Genomic DNA, 17,573 nt, shown 5'->3' with positions numbered 1-17,573 from the left:
GGAGAGTGTCCTGGATCAGGATATGCATCACGGCTTGTTTATCTCAGAAGCAGGCGAACCGGAGGGTTATGTACTGTATAAGATGATGAACAGGGAGCTCGTTATTGATGAATTCGTCTATCTGAATGAAAAAGCGCGCCGCGGGCTCTGGACGTTCCTTGCCAACCACGATTCAATGGTCACCGGAGCTTTGCTGAAGCTGGTGCCGTCGGATGATATCCTGCCGTTTCTGCTGCCGGACCCGCGGATTCCCCAGGAGAATTATCCATATTTTATGGCGCGGATTGTTAATGCACAGGCCTTCATTGATTCCTTTATTTTCAATAAACAGCCGGAAGCCCGGAAATATACGTTGTCCATTAAAGATGAGCATGCTCCATGGAACGACGGAAGCTGGGAGCTGACTGTGAATGCGGATGGAACAGCTTCGCTGGTCCGCTCAGAGGCTGCAGAGGGACAGACGGATCTAAACTGTAGCATCGGAGCACTGACCGTGCTGCTGATGGGATATAAACGTCCGCAGGAGTTAGCCAGATACGGAAGCCTGACAGGCAGTCCGGAAGGCCTGAAGTGGCTGGAAGAGGCTATACCGCATGCTGAGACCGCTTTGTTTGACTTTTTCTAATGACGGGGAGGCTCTGCCGCTGTTTCGCAGCAGGGAGAGCTTCTTTTTTTACATATTAAAATCCCGGAGTGCCGGGAACAGGCCGAATACAATGGCGGTATTAAGTGAAAAATAAGAGTAACCCCTTGGCATTTAGTGAGAATATGTTATAATATGAAAAAAGTCAAAGAAAGTCAAAGTCAACGAAAGATGTTGAAGCTTTATTTTGGCATATGTAACGCTGAAATAATGTCTGGAGCAGAGAATCCGGTACGGCAGCTTTTGCGGCGGCCAGTCCTGGATTCGTGTATACCCTCTTGGGTTAAGTTGTTTAGAGGTTGCTCCGGGCGGATTTACAGCAAAGACGTACACTACGCTTTAAGCACTGGAGGATGAGTGATGCGTAATATCTCTGATATTATCGAACAATATCTGAAGAATATTTTGCATGAAAGTCCCGAAGGTACGGTGGAAATCCAGCGCAATGACCTGGCGGACCAGTTCTCATGCGTGCCGTCACAGATTAATTATGTCATCAGTACACGTTTTACCTTGGAGAAGGGCTATGTGGTAGAGAGTAAGCGCGGCGGCGGAGGCTATATCCGGATTCAGCGTTATGAGCTGCCCCAGAATGTGGCGCTGTACGCTCATCTCAAATCTACAATAGGAAATGATATTGATCAGAATTCCGCCGAAGGGCTGATTTATCAGCTTGAGGAGGCCCGTTTCCTAAGCAAACGTGAAGCGTGTCTTATGCGCGCCGCTGTTTCCCGGGAATGCCTGACGGTTAATCTGCCGTACCGGGATGAGATTCGTGCCAAGATTATGAAGGCGATGCTAATCTCTTTGTTGGGCAAATAATGGTCATCAAGGGAGGGACTCCGCTATGCTGTGTCAGGAATGCGGCGTCAAACCGGCAACTCTTCATTTCACCAAGATTGTGAGTGGAGAGAAGACGGAATTTCATATTTGTGAAAGCTGTGCCCGTGAAAAAGGGGAGCTGATTCCCGGTACTGCTGGTGGCTTCTCGATTCACAGCCTGCTGTCCGGTCTGCTTGACCTTGAAGGGGCAGGCAAGGAAAAGACCGCAGCCACCAAGAATGTGCAGGGTCTGCACTGTGAGAGCTGCGGCATGACCTATTCCCAGTTCAGCAAGCTCGGGCGTTTCGGCTGCAGCTCCTGCTATAAATACTTTGACAGTACGCTGGACCCGCTGTTTAGAAGAGTGCACGGCAGTACGGCCCATGTAGGCAAGCTTCCTAAACGCGCCGGAGCGCAGATCATGTGCAAGCGTCAGATTAATGAATTGAAGCAGGAGCTGCAGGAAAGCATTGTTCAGGAAGAGTTTGAAACTGCGGCGGAGCTGCGGGATAAAATCCGCAAGCTTGAAAAAGAAATGGCACAAGAGTAAAGTCTTTCATATATAGGGGGGATACGACATGTCAAGTCTCCGGTTTACCGAACAAGCGCTTAGCAACTGGATGCGCTGCGGCGGCAGCCACTCTGAAATTGTGATCAGCAGCCGTATGCGTATCGCCCGCAATCTGGAGCATCTGCCGTTCCCGCTTCTGGCTTCAGCCGAGCAGGCGGAAGAAGCGCTGGAGCAGCTGGCACCCGTGTTTCAGGGGGAGGCAGCGGAAGGCTTTGGCAGCTTCGAGCTGCTGCGGCTGGATGACCTTGATGAGCTGGACAAAAAGGTGCTGGTGGAGAAGCATCTGATCAGTCCCAATCTGGCAAATGACTCCCGCGGGGGGGCGGTTATCCTGAATGAGGATGAGTCGGTCAGCATTATGATTAATGAAGAGGACCACCTGCGCATCCAGTGTCTGTTCCCCGGCCTGCAGGTCAAGGAAGCCTGGGAGCGGGCAACGGCGATTGACGATATTTTTGAAGCCTCCGTCAATTACGCGTTCGATGACAGGAGGGGGTTTCTGACCAGCTGTCCTACCAATGTTGGCACCGGCCTCAGGGCTTCGGTGATGCTGCATCTGCCGGCGCTGGTGATGACTCACCAGATTAACCGGATTTTATCCGCTGTTAATCAGGTTGGCCTTACGGTAAGAGGAATTTACGGTGAAGGCAGCGAAGCAGTAGGGAACATCTTTCAGATTTCCAACCAGATTACACTAGGGCAGACCGAAAGTGAAATAATCGAGAATCTTCACAGTGTAGTTACACAGATTATCGAGCATGAACGCAATGCCCGTGAACGGCTGCTCACCGATTCAGCACTACGGATTACCGACCGGATCAAGCGGTCCTACGGTATTCTGGCATACGCAGCTGTAATGGAGCTCAAGGAATCAGCGCAGCGGCTCTCCGATCTGCGGCTGGGAGTAGACCTCGGTATTCTCGAAGGCCCCTCCATTTCCGTACTGAATGAGCTGAATGTCAAGACACAGCCGGGGTTCCTGCAAAAAATGTTCGGTGACGAGCTGTCGGCCACTGAACGCGATATGTACCGGGCAAAGCTGCTCAGGGAAACACTGGGAACACAACATTAATTATAGATATTTATTATCCGTGGAGGTGCAGGAGATATGATGTTTGGAAGATTTACGGAACGCGCACAAAAAGTGCTGGCGCTGGCGCAGGAAGAAGCTGTACGACTGGGACATAATAACATTGGTACAGAACATATTTTGCTCGGACTGATTCGTGAGGGAGACGGCATTGCCGCCAAGGCACTGATTGGACTGGGTCTGGGCTTGGAGAAAATCCAGGATGAAGTGGAGACGCTGATCGGCAGAGGACAGGAACAGCCTACCAACATCGCGTATACTCCACGAGCCAAAAAAGTTATTGAATTGTCGATGGATGAAGCCCGTAAGCTTGGCCATACTTACGTCGGCACAGAGCATATTCTGCTCGGACTGATCCGTGAGGGCGAGGGTGTCGCAGCCCGTGTACTTAACAACCTTGGAATCAGCCTGAACAAAGCACGCCAGCAGGTACTGCAGCTTCTGGGCAGTAGTGAAGCTACTTCAAGCCACAGCGGAACGCCGGCAAATGTCAGCACACCGACGCTGGATGGTCTGGCACGTGACCTGACTGCTTATGCCAAGGACGGAAACCTTGATCCGGTTATCGGCCGCAGCAAAGAGATCGAGCGTGTAATCCAGGTGCTTAGCCGCCGTACCAAAAATAACCCGGTGCTGATTGGTGAGCCGGGGGTAGGTAAAACAGCAATCGCTGAAGGCCTCGCACAGAAAATCATCAACAACGAAATTCCGGAAACCCTGCGTGACAAACGCGTTATGACGCTGGATATGGGTTCGGTTGTAGCCGGAACCAAATACCGCGGTGAGTTTGAAGACCGCCTCAAAAAAATCATGGACGAAATTCGTCAGGCCGGCAACATTGTGCTCTTCATCGATGAGCTGCATACCCTGATCGGAGCAGGCGGTGCGGAAGGCGCGATTGACGCCTCCAATATCCTTAAGCCGGCTCTGGCCCGCGGAGAGCTGCAGTGCATTGGAGCAACGACCCTGGACGAATACCGCAAATATATTGAAAAGGACGCAGCCCTGGAGCGCCGCTTCCAGCCGATCACGGTGGATCAGCCTTCCCCTGAGGAAGCTGTTCAGATCCTCTACGGACTGCGTGACCGTTACGAAGCCCATCACCGGGTGAAGATCACCGATGAAGCGATTGTGGAGGCTGTGAAGCTGTCCGACCGCTACATTCCGGACCGGTTCCTGCCGGACAAAGCGATTGACCTGATCGATGAAGCGGGCTCCAAGGTAAGGCTTAACTCTTACACGATTCCGCCAAATCTCAAGGAACTGGAAATGCGTCTGGACGATATCCGCAAGGAAAAGGATTCGGCTGTACAGAGCCAGGAGTTTGAAAAGGCGGCTGCGCTGCGTGATACTGAGCAGAAGATCCGTGAAGAGCTCGACACAACCAAGAACCAGTGGAAAGAGAAGCAGGGCCGTACCGATTCCCAGGTTACACCTGAGGATATCGCACAGGTTGTAGCCAGCTGGACCGGTATTCCGGTCAGCAAGCTGAAGGAAGAGGAGACGGACCGTCTGCTCAACATGGAGGCTCTGCTGCATGAACGTGTAATCGGCCAGGATGAAGCTGTGAAGGCTGTCAGCCGGGCGCTGCGCCGGGCACGTGCGGGTCTTAAGGATCCTAAACGTCCAATGGGCTCCTTCATTTTCCTTGGACCAACCGGGGTAGGTAAAACCGAGCTGGCCCGTGCACTTGCCGAAGCGATGTTCGGCGATGAGAATGCGGTAATCCGTATCGACATGTCGGAATACATGGAGAAACACTCCACGTCCCGCCTAGTAGGGGCGCCTCCGGGGTATGTAGGCTATGAAGAAGGCGGGCAGCTGACCGAGAAGGTACGCCGTAAGCCATATTCCGTAGTACTGCTGGATGAAATCGAGAAGGCTCACCCTGAAGTATTTAACATTCTGCTGCAGGTGCTGGAGGACGGCCGGCTGACCGATTCCAAGGGCCGTGTAGTCGATTTCCGCAATACGCTGATTATCCTCACCTCTAACGTAGGGGCACAGGCAATCAAGAGAAATTCAACGCTCGGCTTCACTGCTGTACAGGATGCCGGAGCGGATTACAGCAACATGAAGGGCAAAGTAATGGAAGAGCTGAAGAAGAGCTTCCGTCCTGAGTTCCTGAACCGTATCGACGAAATCATTGTCTTCCACTCGCTGGAAGAGAAGCATATCGCCGAAATTGTTACACTCATGTCCGACGAGCTGCGCAAGCGGCTGCGTGAATACGATGTGGACTTCGAGCTTACGGATGGCGGTAAAGCCTTCCTCGCCAAAGAGGGATATGATCCGGCGTTTGGTGCCCGTCCGCTGCGCCGTGCGATTCAGAAGCATATTGAGGACCGCCTCTCCGAAGAGCTGCTGAAAGGCAACATTAAGAAAGGCGATTCACTTAAGATCGATGAAGTGAATGGTGAGCTTGTGGTAACCACTGTGGATGCACCTGCAGCCGCGCTGGAGAAAGAAGCCGAAGCAGACAATAAATAAGTACCGCTGAAACAAAGCTGCCGCTCCTCCGTATAGAGGAGCGGGGCTTTTTTTGATTTACTGGATATTCTTGCCGGGATGATTAAAGCGCAGCTCATTCAGGCAGCTTATAGAAGCAGGCAAAAACTAACGCCTCAGGAACCTTCCGTTCAGAGGACAGAAATGGTAAACTTTGAGTAAGCGTAATTTATCCGCAATTTAAGTAACCCCAACCGTAAGGAGACCACATGGCAAAAGCAAAAACAAAATTTTTCTGTACCGACTGCGGCTACGAATCGCCGAAATGGTTCGGCAAATGCCCGGGCTGCCAGGCATGGAACACCATGGTGGAGGAAACGGAAAGCGTAGTCAAAACCCAAGGAATGAATGCACCTATTTTTCAGAGTAAAGAAAAGGCGCAATCGATCATAAATATAGAAAGTGACAAAGAACCGCGCATCCTGACAGGCATCGGCGAACTTAACCGGGTGCTTGGCGGAGGCATCGTGCCAGGCTCTCTGGTGCTTGTCGGGGGCGATCCCGGTATCGGTAAATCAACCCTTCTGCTGCAGACCTCCCACGCGCTGACCACCCAGGGTCTCCGTGTTCTCTATATTTCGGGAGAAGAATCAGTACGCCAGACCAAGCTGCGGGCTGACCGCCTCGGGGCGTTGTCAGCAGAGCTGTATGTGCTGTGTGAGACCAACATGGAGAGCATCGAAGAGGCGATCGAGCAGATTCAGCCGCAGTTCCTCGTTATTGACTCCATCCAGACCGTATTTATGCCGGAGGTAACGAGTGCACCCGGAAGTGTAACGCAGGTCCGGGAGTGTACGACACGGTTTATGCGTATCGCCAAGATCCGCGGAATTGCAACAGTGCTGGTAGGCCATGTTACCAAGGAAGGCGCTATTGCCGGCCCTAGAATGCTTGAGCATATGGTGGACTGTGTATTGTATTTTGAGGGGGAGCGTCACCATACCTACCGGCTGCTTCGCGCGGTGAAGAACCGCTTTGGCTCCACAAATGAGATCGGTATTTTTGAGATGGGCGAGATCGGGCTTACGGAGGTGGAGAATCCCTCGGAGCTGTTCCTGTCGGAGCGTCCGCTGGGTGTCGCCGGCTCTGCCGTTGTAGCCAGTATGGAGGGAACCAGACCGGTGCTCGTCGAGCTTCAGGCGCTGGTTGCCGCGACCCATTTCCCTTCGCCGCGGCGGATGTGCACCGGGATGGATCATCAGCGCATGGCGCTTATCATTGCAGTTCTTGAGAAGCGGATGGGCATGTTTCTGCAGAATCAGGATGCCTACCTCAATGTGGCCGGGGGCGTAAAGCTGGATGAGCCGGCTATCGATTTGGCGGTGGCAGTCAGCATTGCCTCGAGCTTCCGTGATATATCCACCAAGCCCTACGATGTCTTCTTTGGTGAGGTCGGGCTCACCGGCGAGGTCAGAGGTGTCTCACGCGCCGAAACGCGTGTCAAGGAGGCGGCTAAGCTGGGCTTCCGGAGGGTAATAATGCCTGAGAAGAGCATGAAAGGCTGGAAGCATCCGCAGGATATCCAGATCATTGGCGTCAGCACCGTGGCAGATGCACTAAAGGTCGCGTTAGATTAGGGGGCTAATAGGAACATGAAAGAACAATTAGAAAATATGAACGATCTGCTGAGGATGGCAGCGCCGGGAACGCCCTTCCGGGAAGGATTGGAGAATGTGCTCCGGGCCAAGACGGGTGCACTCATCGTGGTCGGATACAGTCCTGAAGTGATGGAGGTTGTAGACGGCGGCTTTTCCATCAACTGTGATTTCTCGCCCAATTACCTGTATGAGCTGGCCAAGATGGATGGCGCGATTATTCTCAGCGAGGATCTCAAGCGGATTCTGTACGCCAACACCCAGCTGATTCCCGATCCGTCCATCTCTTCAATCGAAACGGGAATCCGTCACCGTACTGCGGAGCGTGTTGCCAAGCAGACCGGCAAGCTGGTTGTATCCATCTCCCAGCGGCGGAATATCATTACGCTTTATCAGGGATCTATCCGGTATGCGCTCAAGGAAATCGGAGCCATTCTGGCCAAGGCTAATCAGGCGATCCAGACGCTTGAGAAATACAAAGCGGTGCTGACCCAAGGCCTGACCAACCTTTCAGCATCCGAATATGAAGGGCTTGTGACTGTTGCTGAGGTTGTTGGTGTTATCCAGCGGGTAGAGATGGTGCTGCGGATCAAGATGGAAATCAAGCGCTACATTAATGAGCTGGGGAATGAAGGCCGCCTGATCAGCATGCAGATGGAAGAACTGGTGGGAAATACAGAGGAAGAAGCATGGCTCCTGTACAGAGACTATGCAAGAGAAGAGCAGGAGGACAAAATCCGTGAAATCATTGCCGGGCTTAAGCGCAGCAGTGATGATGAGCTGATGGATGACAATCATATTGCCCGTCTTCTGGGCTATTCTTCGACGGCAATCGCCTCGGAGGAAGCTGTCACACCGCGCGGCTACCGCCTGCTGAACAAAATTCCGCGTCTGCCGAATGTCATCATCCATAACCTGGTGGAACGGTTCGAAATGCTGCCTAATTTAATGACGGCAAGCATCGCGGAGCTGGATGAAGTGGACGGAATCGGCGAGGTGCGGGCACGTAACATTCAGGACGGATTGAAACGTCTGCAGAAGCAAGTTCTTATTGACAGGCAAATGTAAATAACATACAATCACGTAATATTGCAAACCGTAAGGTTCAAAGTAAGCAAACAGAGGTGAAGAAATGATACAAAAATCAATTCCGAGTCTTTTTACCATTGGTAACCTGATGCTTGGAATGTTTGGTATCATGATGGCGTTAGACGGCAGGCTCAGCATGGCCGCTATCATGGTGATTATTGCTATGCTTTTAGACGGACTGGATGGCCGGGTTGCTCGTGCGCTCAAATGTGAAAGTGAATTTGGCAAGGAGCTTGATTCTTTATCCGATGTTGTCTCCTTCGGGGTAGCACCGGCACTGATTATGTATATCACCAGCCTGCAGGATTTAAACTCCGCACTGGGCTGGACGGTCACCGCAATCTTCCCGGTATTCGGGGCACTGCGTCTGGCTCGCTTTAATGTCCGTCCGGGAATTCCCGGATATTTTATCGGATTGCCGATTCCTGCAGCAGGTGGCGTGTTGGCCACGCTGGCACTTTTTCATAAAGATGTCTCCGCTCCATTCATGATTGTTGCTACCTTGCTCTTATCCTATCTCATGGTCAGCACTGTTAAATATCCAAACTTCAAGAAAGTCGGCCTGCCCAAAAAAGCTGTGCTGATCGCACCAGTAGTCATTATTGTGGCAGTAGCCGTGGCTGTGATTTTCCCGGAGCAGATTGCCAAAATGATCTTTGCACTGCTGGCACTATATGCGCTCTATGGCTTCAAGCATAATATTGCCCGGCTGACGGCACGCCGCCGCCACCGCCGCAGAAGACGTTCGGAAGACAAAGTGTATCAATCCAAGAACGGCTAACCGGAATATTACCCTATAGCTATGCCCAAAAAGGCTTTGCCCTCACTGATCCCAGTGAAACGGCAAAGCCTTTGCTGCTGTTACGCCGGAAACAGAAACGGAAAGTCAGGATAGATTAAACAGTCCAAGTGTGGCGCATTTCTGTGATTCCTTAGCGACCACCTCGTCCATATTGATGTTAAGCAGATTGCAGAGGGCAGACATATAGAACAGCTCGCGCCCCAGCTCAGAGGCTACCACCTCACGGCAGTTCTCGCACAGCTCACCTTCCAGATGAGTGCCGGCCAGCTCCTTGGCTTGCTCAAGCCCAAGCGCCGGTTCGAATACCTGCTTGGTGGCATGCAGCTGAATACAACCGCATTCCGTTATGGCTTTGACGACAGCACGGTTGACGGAAGCGCTGCTCTGGCCGTTCTTGGACATGACATCCAGCAGACTACGGTGACGGAGCAGCAGTTCGGAGACTTGATCCTGAAAGGCCTGTAAACTTGGTGCGCTCATTTTCCATTCACCCCTGGGTTCTAGATTGAGTTCATTATATGCCAGTACCCCCTTGTTTTCAACGGGAATAAGAGTTCCTGACAGCCTTGACATTAAGAGTAACTTTTTTCTGCATAAAATAAGCGTACCTGCGATTACCGTCCCGGAAATTGGAACATACTGGTGAGGTATAGATCATTTCAGGATGAATAAAAGGAGGTGCGTAGGGTTATGTGGAAAAAGATTGTTTTAACGCTTGCCGGGCTGCTTGGAGCCTGGTCCGGTTATTCGCTATACCATACGGCAGAAAGAGGATTCCCGCAGGGCATGGATAGACTGGCAGCGGGTCTGCCTGTGGAAGGAAGCATGTTGTTTACGGTGCTGGGTGCCATTATTTTTTTGATTGCGGGGACTTTATGCGCGGACTGGGGAGGTTCAAAGCTGCGTGAGGCGGTAATGTACTGTTCGCGTATACCGATGAGTGAAATGGCTGCAGGCGCCGCTGGTCTTACCGGAGGGCTTCTGCTGTCTTTGCTGCTGCATCCGGCGATGGACTGGCTTGGCAAAGCGGGGGATCTGCTGCAGGTGGCGGCTACACTGACGCTTGGTTATATGGGCCTGCGGATCGGTTTGGAGAAAAAAGACGAGCTGGGCTCGCTCTGGGCAACCGGACGCTGGGGACAGCCGGATGAGCCGGAAGGGCGCGGTCTAGAGGAGCATAAGATTCTGGATACCAGCGTCATCATTGACGGCCGGATCGCGGACATCTGCAAGACAGGCTTTATTGAAGGGACGATTGTCATTCCGGAATTCGTGCTTGAGGAACTGCAGCATATTGCCGATTCTTCTGACCTGCTGAAGCGTAACCGCGGGCGGCGCGGGCTTGATATCCTCAACAAAATCCAGAAAGAGCTGGATGTGAAGGTGCTTATCTATGAGGGGGATTTCGAGGAAATCTCCGAGGTGGACAGCAAGCTGGTCAAGCTGGCGAAGGTGCTGCGCGGCAAGGTGGTCACGAATGATTTTAACCTGAATAAGGTTTGTGAGCTGCAGGGTGTTTCAGTACTTAATATCAATGATCTGGCCAATGCGGTCAAACCGGTTGTGCTGCCTGGTGAGGAAATTATCGTGCAGGTGATCAAGGACGGCAAGGAGCATGGCCAGGGGGTAGCTTATCTGGACGACGGCACCATGATTGTCGTTGAAGGCGGGCGCGAATATATTGGTACAACGATGGAGGTACTGGTGACGAGTGTGCTTCAGACCTCTGCGGGCAGAATGATTTTTGCTAAGCCAAAGCTGCTGGAAAAAGCGCAGTAAGCGCTTGGCGCAGGCTATAATATGTCTTACGGGTTGGAAATGCCCGCTAAACACGTTATGATGGGGATATACGTGAAAGACAGGAGCCTAAGAACATGTCAAACAGTGTAGGCGCCGTAATTGTAGCGGCAGGCAAAGGGACAAGAATGGGGACCGCAGAGAGCAAGCAGTATCTGCTGCTGCAGGATAAACCGGTTATCGTTCATACGCTAGAGGTATTCCAGCAGCATGAGCTTATCTCCGAGATTGTGCTGGTCACCGGCGAAGCGGATATTGCCCGCTGCCGGGAGTGGGTACAGGCCTACAGGCTTGATAAAGTGAAGGCTGTAATTGCCGGAGGAGCGGAGCGCCAGCATTCTGTGTACAAGGGGTTGCAGACGCTGGAGACAGACTGGGTGATGGTTCATGACGGCGTCCGCCCGTTTGTGCAGGCAGCAGAGATCAGTGCCTGTCACAGGAAGGCTGTTCAGACCGGGGCATCAGTACTGGCTGTACCGGTTAAGGATACAATTAAGCAGGTGAACGGTGCAGGCCAAGTGGTGTCTACACCTGACCGGCGAAGTCTGTGGGCGATTCAGACCCCGCAGACTTTTCGTCTGTCTGAGCTGATGGCTTCCTATGAGGCAGCGGAGCGGGACGGATTTCTGGGCACTGATGATTCCAGCCTCGCAGAACGCAGCGGTATTACAGTCTCAGTGGTGGAGGGAAGCTACAGCAATATCAAGCTGACGACACCGGAGGATCTGGATTTCGCCGAGTTTACACAAAGAATCAGGGGAGAGGGTTAAAAGATGATAGCGGTAGGACAGGGTTTTGATGTACACCAGCTGGTAGAGGGAAGACCGTGCATAATTGGCGGCGTAACCATTCCTTATGAAAAGGGGCTGCTGGGCCACTCCGATGCGGATGTATTGCTGCATGCAGTCAGCGATGCCATTCTGGGGGCACTGGGGCTAGGCGATATCGGACGGCATTTCCCCGATACTGATCCGGCCTTTAAGGATGCGGACAGCCTGAAGCTGCTGGAGCATGTGTGGGCGCTTGCCCGCGAACGCGGCTACAAGCTTGGGAATATTGATTCTACTATTATTGCGCAGAAGCCGAAGATGGCTCCTTATATCCCGCAAATGACTGAGATTATCGCCAAAGCGCTGGGAGCTGAGGTTTCCAGGGTTAATGTAAAAGCAACGACGACGGAGCAGCTCGGCTTTGCCGGACGCGGCGAGGGAATTGCGGCACAATCTATTGTATGCCTGCTCCAAGATGTGATATCATCTTGAGATGGCTGTTCATGGCCTAATTTTAACCATTATGAAGCGGAGGGATTTACAGTGGCGGATCAAGTCCGGGTGCGTTATGCACCGAGCCCTACGGGACATTTACATATCGGAAATGCCAGAACGGCATTGTTCAACTACCTGTTTGCCCGTAATCTGGGCGGAAAATTCATTATCCGGATCGAAGATACGGACGTAAAGCGCAATGTTGCCGGCGGCGAAGAAAGCCAGCTGAAATATTTGAAATGGCTGGGGATTAACTGGGATGAAAGCGTGGATGTGGGCGGGAAATACGGCCCTTACCGCCAGACGGAACGTCTTGATCTGTACCGCATATACTGGCAGGATCTGATTGACCGGGGGCTTGCTTACCGCTGCTACTGTACGGAAGAGGAGCTGGAAGCAGAACGCGAAGAACAGACTGCACGCGGCGAAACCCCGCGCTATTCCGGAAAGCACCGCAATCTGACGGAAGAGCAGCGCCTTGCCTTTGAGGCGGAGGGACGTGTAGCCAGTATCCGCTTCCTGGTGCCGGAAGACCGTACCTATACCTTTAACGATATTGTTAAGGGCAGCATCTCCTTTAATACCAAGGAAATGGGTGACTTTGTCATCGTGAAGAAGGACGGAATTCCGACCTATAACTTTGCGGTTGCAATTGACGACCATCTGATGGAAATCTCTCATGTTCTGCGCGGGGAAGACCATATCTCCAACACACCGCGCCAGCTGATGATTTACGAGGCACTGGGCTGGGAAGCTCCGCTGTTCGGCCATATGACGCTGATTGTCGGCGATGACCACAAGAAGCTGAGCAAGCGTAACGAATCGATTATTCAGTTTATCGAGCAGTATGACCAGCTGGGCTACCTGCCAGAGGCGCTGTTCAATTATATCTCCCTGCTCGGCTGGTCGCCGGAAGGGGAAGAGGAAATCTTCAGCCAGGAACAGCTGATCTCTATCTTCACAGCTGACCGTCTGTCGAAGAGCCCGGCTGTATTCGACAAGAACAAGCTGGCGCATCTCAACAACCACTATATCAAGCATGCTGATCCGCAGCGGATTGCACGTCTTGCCATTCCGCATCTTCAGAAGGCAGGCAGGCTGCCTGCAGAGCTGAATGAAGAGCAGCAGGCATGGGCCGAAAGCCTTGTAGCGCTGTACCAGGAGCAGATGACGGCTGCATCGGATATTGTAGCGTTGTCCGAGCTGTTCTTCCGCAGTCATCTGGAGCTTGAGAACGAAGCAGCCCAGGTGCTTGCCGAACCGCAGGTGCCGGAGGTGCTGTCCGCATTCCTGGCGAAGGTAGAGAGCACGGATGAGTTCACAGCTGCAAATATGGCTGTGCTGATCAAGGAAGTGCAGAAAGAAACCGGACATAAGGGCAAAGGGCTGTTTATGCCGATCCGTGTCGCCCTGACCGGCCAGACGCATGGCCGCGATCTTAATGTAACCATCGCCCTGCTGGGACGCAACCGGGTGATTGAGCGCCTGAAATCGCAAATTAAAGGGGCCTAGGCTGCAGACAGCAGCGTATAACCCTTGTCAGTACAGGTTCTTTTCGCTAAGATAGAGACATATTGTAATAGCTGTGATCAGGAAAAGTATGCGTGTAAGGACAATTACCAGAGAGAATAACCGCGAAGGGCAGATTTCCTTTGTGGCTGGGAGTTATTCACTTGTCAACCGCAGAATATGCGCCTGTGAGCTGTGCGGCTGAGCGGTTCCATCAGAGGAGCGTTAGGCTGTGCCGGGTACGTTGCCGTTATTAACGCAAGAGGGATAGCATCAGACGCAGGCCGGAATGGGCGCAGACGGTGATGCACAATCCGAGCAGAGTGGAACCGCGGTTAGACGCCTCTGCAGCTATGAGCTGCAGAGGCGTTTTTTGTCGGAATATAAGGGGAATGCAGTGCACTTGCAGCTGGTGTATTAGTAAGCTGGTTGGATACTACCTTCGCCTGGCGTACCTGTAAACAGGAGGCGGCGGAGCCAAGAAGAGGGGAAACGTGATGTTTAAGCATATAAAGTCGGATATCCGGGCAGTATTCGACAACGATCCCGCGGCGCGGAGCAAATTCGAGGTTGTTTTTACCTATGCCGGACTTCACGCGATATGGGCTCACAGAATAGCCCACTCCTTTTACACACGCCGGTGCTTTACACTGGCCCGGATTGTTTCGCAGATCAGCAGATTTATGACCGGTGTGGAGATTCATCCCGGGGCCCGGATCGGCAGCAGGCTGTTTATAGACCACGGGATGGGCATTGTCATCGGTGAAACCTGTGAGATCGGTGATGATGTTATCATCTATCAAGGGGTGACTCTTGGCGGAACAGGTAAGGAAAAAGGCAAACGCCATCCGACGGTCGGCAACAATGTCGTTATCGGTTCCGGGGCAAAAGTACTGGGATCGTTCCGGATCGGTGATAATTCCAATATAGGCTCTAACGCGGTCGTACTGCGGGAGGTACCCAACAACAGTACAGTGGTCGGCAATCCGGGACGGGTAGTCAAGCGTAACGGGGAACGGGTATCCGACCGGCTGGATCATACCAAAATGCCCGATCCGCTCATTGATTCCCTGCGGTTTCTGCAGAAGGAAATTGAGGAGCTCCGCGAGCAGATGGGTAATGAGGATAAACAGAAGGCGGAGCAGCGGAGGCTGGAAAGCCAGCAGTATATCGGAGATTATGAAATTTAAAGATTGCCGGCGTTCGAACGAAACCGGGGACAACAGAAAGGATTGGGAACAGAAATGGCTTTGCAAATCTACAACACTATGACACGTGCTAAAGAGGTCTTTGTACCGCAGGAGCCGGATAAGGTCAAAATGTACGTATGCGGACCCACAGTCTACGGTTATATGCATATCGGAAATGCCAGACCGGTTATTGTTTTTGATATGGTCCGTAACTATCTGGAGGCGCTCGGTAATGAAGTGCGTTATCTGACCAACTTTACCGACGTGGATGACAAAATGATCCGTAAAGCGGAGGAAATGAATATTACTGTAGCGGAAGTTGCAGAAATGTTTATTAGTGCTTATCAGGAGGATCTGACCGGACTTGGCGTAAAGCCGGCAACCATGAATCCGCGTGTTACGGAAAGCATGGACATGATTATCGAGTTCATTAAGGAGCTTGAAGAGAAGGGCTATGCCTATGAGAACGGCGGAGATGTGTATTACCGCACCGGCAAGTTTGCTGATTACGGCAAGCTGTCCCGCCAGAATCTCGAGGAGCTGCATTTCGGCATCCGGATTGAAGTGGATTCCCGTAAAGAGAATCAGGAGGATTTTGTACTCTGGAAGGCAGCTAAGCCGGGTGAAGTGCATTGGCACAGTCCGTGGGGCAACGGGCGTCCGGGCTGGCATATCGAGTGCTCGGCTATGGTGCGCGAATACCTGGGTGAGACTATTGATATCCACGGAGGCGGGCAGGATCTGCAGTTCCCGCACCATGAATGCGAATGCGCACAGACGGAAGCCTTGACCGGCAAGCCATTGTCGAATTATTGGATGCACAACGGCTTCCTCAATATCGGTGAGGAGAAAATGTCGAAATCGCTGGGCAACGGTCTGCTTGTGAAGGACATCCGGGCACGCTTCAAAGCGGCTGCAATCCGTTACTTTATGCTCTCAAGCCATTACCGTAATCCGCTCAACTTCACAGAAGAGGCGTTATTATCTGCTGAAAAGAGTGCGGAACGGATCGCTCTTGCCGAGAGCAATGTGAAGCACCGTCTCGAGCTGGCTCCCGAAGGGGCAGATGGGGAAGCGAGTGCAGCTGTTGCTGAGCGGCTGGCCGCTATTATCAGCAGCTTCCATGCAAGAATGCAGGATGACTTCAACACGCCGGATGCTATCACTGCAGTATTCGACTGGGTAAGCCTGGCGAATCAGACGCTGGCCAAGACCGACGCCGCTTCTGCTGATTTTGCGGCGCTGCTGAAGACTTTTGGCGAAATGAATGCTGTACTCCGCCTGACACCTGAGGTTGAGGCCGAGGCTGCGACCGAAGAAATTGAGCGCCTGATTGCCGAACGTGCAGAAGCCCGCAAGAACAAGAACTGGGGCCGGTCCGATGAAATCCGTGATGAGCTTAACAGTCTCGGCATCCTGCTGGAGGATACTCCGCAGGGCATGCGGTGGCGGCGCAAATGAGCGGCGGGTTTAATATAGACGGGGCATGGTTCCCTTATGCACCTTCGCAGCCGGCCCGGCTGCTCTCGCCGATTGTGCTTGCTTATGCCGGTGATGCCATTTATGAAGTCGCCGTACGGCAATATTTGATTTCTCTGCCGAACCTGCGGCCGAATCACCTGCACCGCACAGCCACCGGGCTCGTCTCCGCCAAAGCACAGAGTACGATCCTTGCTTATCTGGAGCCGCAGCTGACCGATGAGGAGAAGGATGTTGCCCGCCAGGGGCGCAACGCCAAATCAGGTACAATTCCCAAGAATGCCGATGTGCTGGAATATCGCCATGCGACAGCTTTTGAATGCCTGATTGGACATTTATATTACACGGGACAGCAGACAAGAATTCAGGAGCTGGTCCATAGCAGTATTGAGTACATGATGAACCGGTCCAAGTGAGGCCGTGTACAGCTATAAAACAGGAGGCAACAACATGGAAGAAGTAAGGACGGAAGAGGAAATACTGGCCGGCAAGCATTCGGTGCTTGAAGCGCTGCGCGCTGGCCGTACACTGAATAAAATCTGGGTCGCTGAGACGGCGCAGAAGCATTTGACCGCGCCGATCATCGCGGAAGCGCGTAAAGCGGGGATCGTTATCCAGCATGTGGACAAGCGGAAGCTGGATCAGCTTGCACCCGGGGTGCAGCATCAGGGGGTTGTGGCGCAGGCAGCACCTTTTGCCTATAGCGAAGTGGAAGATATACTGGCTGCAGCCGCAGCCAAGGGTGAGCCTCCGTTTCTGATTTTGCTGGATGAAATTGAGGACCCGCATAATCTGGGCTCTATTCTCCGTACAGCAGACTGCACCGGGGTACATGGTGTAATTGTTCCGAAGCGCCGGTCTGCGCAAATTACTGCAACAGTCTCCAAAACCTCAGCGGGTGCGGTGGAATATGTTCCGGTTGCACGGGTCACTAATCTCGGCCAGACCATAGACCGGCTTAAGGAGCTTGGTGTCTGGGTGGTTGGCACTGATGTCGCCACCGATCAGAATCTGTATGAATCGGATATTTTCACAGGACCCGTAGCTGTCGTAATCGGTAATGAGAATAAAGGCATAGGCCGGCTGATCCGCGAAAAATGCGATGTGCTGCTCAAGCTTCCGATGGCCGGCAAGATCAACTCCCTGAATGCATCGGTTGCCGCCGGGGTTATTATGTATGAGGTGCTGCGCCGCCGGCATCAGCAGGGATAGC

The 17,573-nt window shown here is 52.7% G+C and carries 17 protein-coding genes (1 of these 17 only partly in view); 16 read left to right on the top strand and 1 reads right to left on the bottom strand.

The window, feature by feature from the left end; translation table 11 throughout:
• From R70723_RS28650 to pssA, 8 genes are all read left to right on the top strand, one after another.
• Positions 1-625, top strand: partial view of a GNAT family N-acetyltransferase gene (locus R70723_RS28650; RefSeq protein WP_039877436.1) — the 3' portion only. 548 nt of this gene lie to the left of the window's left edge; 625 of the gene's 1,173 nt are visible here — the last part of the coding sequence; the start codon falls outside the window, past its left edge; the stop codon is at positions 623-625.
• 378 nt (positions 626-1,003) lie between these two features.
• On the top strand, positions 1,004-1,465 hold the full coding sequence (locus R70723_RS28645) for a CtsR family transcriptional regulator (protein WP_039877435.1): 462 nt from the start codon (positions 1,004-1,006) through the stop codon (positions 1,463-1,465).
• Between the two features lie 25 nt (positions 1,466-1,490).
• The gene (locus R70723_RS28640; protein WP_039877434.1) at positions 1,491-2,015 is read left to right on the top strand and encodes a protein-arginine kinase activator protein McsA; all 525 of its coding nucleotides are present in this window, start codon (positions 1,491-1,493) and stop codon (positions 2,013-2,015) included.
• Between the two features lie 28 nt (positions 2,016-2,043).
• Positions 2,044-3,108, top strand: coding sequence for a protein-arginine kinase McsB (locus tag R70723_RS28635; protein ID WP_039877433.1), 1,065 nt, complete (start codon positions 2,044-2,046; stop codon positions 3,106-3,108).
• Between the two features lie 36 nt (positions 3,109-3,144).
• Positions 3,145-5,616, top strand: a complete 2,472-nt coding sequence (clpC, locus tag R70723_RS28630) for an ATP-dependent protease ATP-binding subunit ClpC (protein WP_039877432.1) — start codon at positions 3,145-3,147, stop codon at positions 5,614-5,616.
• Positions 5,617-5,843: 227 nt separating this feature from the next.
• Entirely contained in the window at positions 5,844-7,211 is a 1,368-nt protein-coding gene (gene radA, locus R70723_RS28625) for a DNA repair protein RadA (protein WP_039877431.1), read from the top strand.
• 15 nt (positions 7,212-7,226) lie between these two features.
• Positions 7,227-8,297, top strand: coding sequence for a DNA integrity scanning diadenylate cyclase DisA (gene disA / locus R70723_RS28620; protein WP_039877430.1), 1,071 nt, complete (start codon positions 7,227-7,229; stop codon positions 8,295-8,297).
• Positions 8,298-8,361: 64 nt separating this feature from the next.
• Positions 8,362-9,099: a CDP-diacylglycerol--serine O-phosphatidyltransferase gene (pssA, locus tag R70723_RS28615; protein ID WP_039877429.1), complete on the top strand. Its 738-nt coding sequence runs from the start codon at positions 8,362-8,364 to the stop codon at positions 9,097-9,099.
• 105 nt (positions 9,100-9,204) lie between these two features.
• Here the strand turns inward: pssA and R70723_RS28610 are convergent, their stop codons facing one another.
• Complete coding sequence (locus tag R70723_RS28610) at positions 9,205-9,600, bottom strand: nucleoside triphosphate pyrophosphohydrolase family protein (RefSeq protein WP_039877428.1); 396 nt, start codon at positions 9,598-9,600, stop codon at positions 9,205-9,207.
• A gap of 210 nt (positions 9,601-9,810) precedes the next feature.
• Here R70723_RS28610 and R70723_RS28605 point away from each other — a divergent pair, with 210 nt between their 5' ends.
• The 8 genes from R70723_RS28605 to rlmB all read left to right on the top strand — a co-directional run bounded on the left by R70723_RS28605 (position 9,811) and on the right by rlmB (position 17,572).
• The gene (locus R70723_RS28605) at positions 9,811-10,899 is read left to right on the top strand and encodes a PIN/TRAM domain-containing protein (protein ID WP_039877427.1); all 1,089 of its coding nucleotides are present in this window, start codon (positions 9,811-9,813) and stop codon (positions 10,897-10,899) included.
• A gap of 95 nt (positions 10,900-10,994) precedes the next feature.
• Entirely contained in the window at positions 10,995-11,687 is a 693-nt protein-coding gene (ispD, locus tag R70723_RS28600; RefSeq protein ID WP_039877426.1) for a 2-C-methyl-D-erythritol 4-phosphate cytidylyltransferase, read from the top strand.
• Positions 11,688-11,690: 3 nt separating this feature from the next.
• The gene (gene ispF, locus R70723_RS28595; protein ID WP_039877425.1) at positions 11,691-12,179 is read left to right on the top strand and encodes a 2-C-methyl-D-erythritol 2,4-cyclodiphosphate synthase; all 489 of its coding nucleotides are present in this window, start codon (positions 11,691-11,693) and stop codon (positions 12,177-12,179) included.
• A gap of 51 nt (positions 12,180-12,230) precedes the next feature.
• Positions 12,231-13,694 (top strand): glutamate--tRNA ligase, encoded by a 1,464-nt coding sequence (gene gltX, locus R70723_RS28590; protein ID WP_039877424.1) that lies wholly within the window; start codon positions 12,231-12,233, stop codon positions 13,692-13,694.
• A gap of 494 nt (positions 13,695-14,188) precedes the next feature.
• Positions 14,189-14,881: a serine O-acetyltransferase gene (cysE, locus tag R70723_RS28585; RefSeq protein ID WP_039877423.1), complete on the top strand. Its 693-nt coding sequence runs from the start codon at positions 14,189-14,191 to the stop codon at positions 14,879-14,881.
• A gap of 54 nt (positions 14,882-14,935) precedes the next feature.
• Positions 14,936-16,342 carry a cysteine--tRNA ligase gene (gene cysS / locus R70723_RS28580; RefSeq protein ID WP_039877422.1) on the top strand — a complete coding sequence of 469 codons (1,407 nt, stop codon included), beginning with the start codon at positions 14,936-14,938 and terminating at the stop codon, positions 16,340-16,342.
• On the top strand, positions 16,339-16,776 hold the full coding sequence (locus R70723_RS28575) for a Mini-ribonuclease 3 (protein WP_039877421.1): 438 nt from the start codon (positions 16,339-16,341) through the stop codon (positions 16,774-16,776). The genes cysS and R70723_RS28575 overlap by 4 nt, the downstream gene beginning before the upstream one ends.
• A gap of 34 nt (positions 16,777-16,810) precedes the next feature.
• Positions 16,811-17,572: a 23S rRNA (guanosine(2251)-2'-O)-methyltransferase RlmB gene (gene rlmB / locus R70723_RS28570; protein WP_039877420.1), complete on the top strand. Its 762-nt coding sequence runs from the start codon at positions 16,811-16,813 to the stop codon at positions 17,570-17,572.
• Position 17,573: the final 1 nt, after the last annotated feature.

This window comes from Paenibacillus sp. FSL R7-0273 (genome assembly GCF_000758625.1).
In the GTDB taxonomy this organism is placed as follows: domain Bacteria; phylum Bacillota; class Bacilli; order Paenibacillales; family Paenibacillaceae; genus Paenibacillus_AQ.
This window is presented reverse-complemented; position numbering and strand designations above follow the sequence as displayed.

Bases quoted from the DNA above. Each gene is read 5' to 3' on its own strand.
- R70723_RS28645 (WP_039877435.1), top strand. From the start codon at position 1,004: ATGCGTAATATCTCTGATATTATCGAACAATATCTGAAGAATATTTTG.
- R70723_RS28640 (WP_039877434.1), top strand. From the start codon at position 1,491: ATGCTGTGTCAGGAATGCGGCGTCAAACCGGCAACTCTTCATTTCACC.
- R70723_RS28635 (WP_039877433.1), top strand. From the start codon at position 2,044: ATGTCAAGTCTCCGGTTTACCGAACAAGCGCTTAGCAACTGGATGCGC.
- clpC (WP_039877432.1), top strand. From the start codon at position 3,145: ATGATGTTTGGAAGATTTACGGAACGCGCACAAAAAGTGCTGGCGCTG.
- radA (WP_039877431.1), top strand. From the start codon at position 5,844: ATGGCAAAAGCAAAAACAAAATTTTTCTGTACCGACTGCGGCTACGAA.
- disA (WP_039877430.1), top strand. From the start codon at position 7,227: ATGAAAGAACAATTAGAAAATATGAACGATCTGCTGAGGATGGCAGCG.
- pssA (WP_039877429.1), top strand. From the start codon at position 8,362: ATGATACAAAAATCAATTCCGAGTCTTTTTACCATTGGTAACCTGATG.
- R70723_RS28610 (WP_039877428.1), bottom strand. From the start codon at position 9,600: ATGAGCGCACCAAGTTTACAGGCCTTTCAGGATCAAGTCTCCGAACTG.
- R70723_RS28605 (WP_039877427.1), top strand. From the start codon at position 9,811: ATGTGGAAAAAGATTGTTTTAACGCTTGCCGGGCTGCTTGGAGCCTGG.
- ispD (WP_039877426.1), top strand. From the start codon at position 10,995: ATGTCAAACAGTGTAGGCGCCGTAATTGTAGCGGCAGGCAAAGGGACA.
- ispF (WP_039877425.1), top strand. From the start codon at position 11,691: ATGATAGCGGTAGGACAGGGTTTTGATGTACACCAGCTGGTAGAGGGA.
- cysE (WP_039877423.1), top strand. From the start codon at position 14,189: ATGTTTAAGCATATAAAGTCGGATATCCGGGCAGTATTCGACAACGAT.
- cysS (WP_039877422.1), top strand. From the start codon at position 14,936: ATGGCTTTGCAAATCTACAACACTATGACACGTGCTAAAGAGGTCTTT.
- R70723_RS28575 (WP_039877421.1), top strand. From the start codon at position 16,339: ATGAGCGGCGGGTTTAATATAGACGGGGCATGGTTCCCTTATGCACCT.
- rlmB (WP_039877420.1), top strand. From the start codon at position 16,811: ATGGAAGAAGTAAGGACGGAAGAGGAAATACTGGCCGGCAAGCATTCG.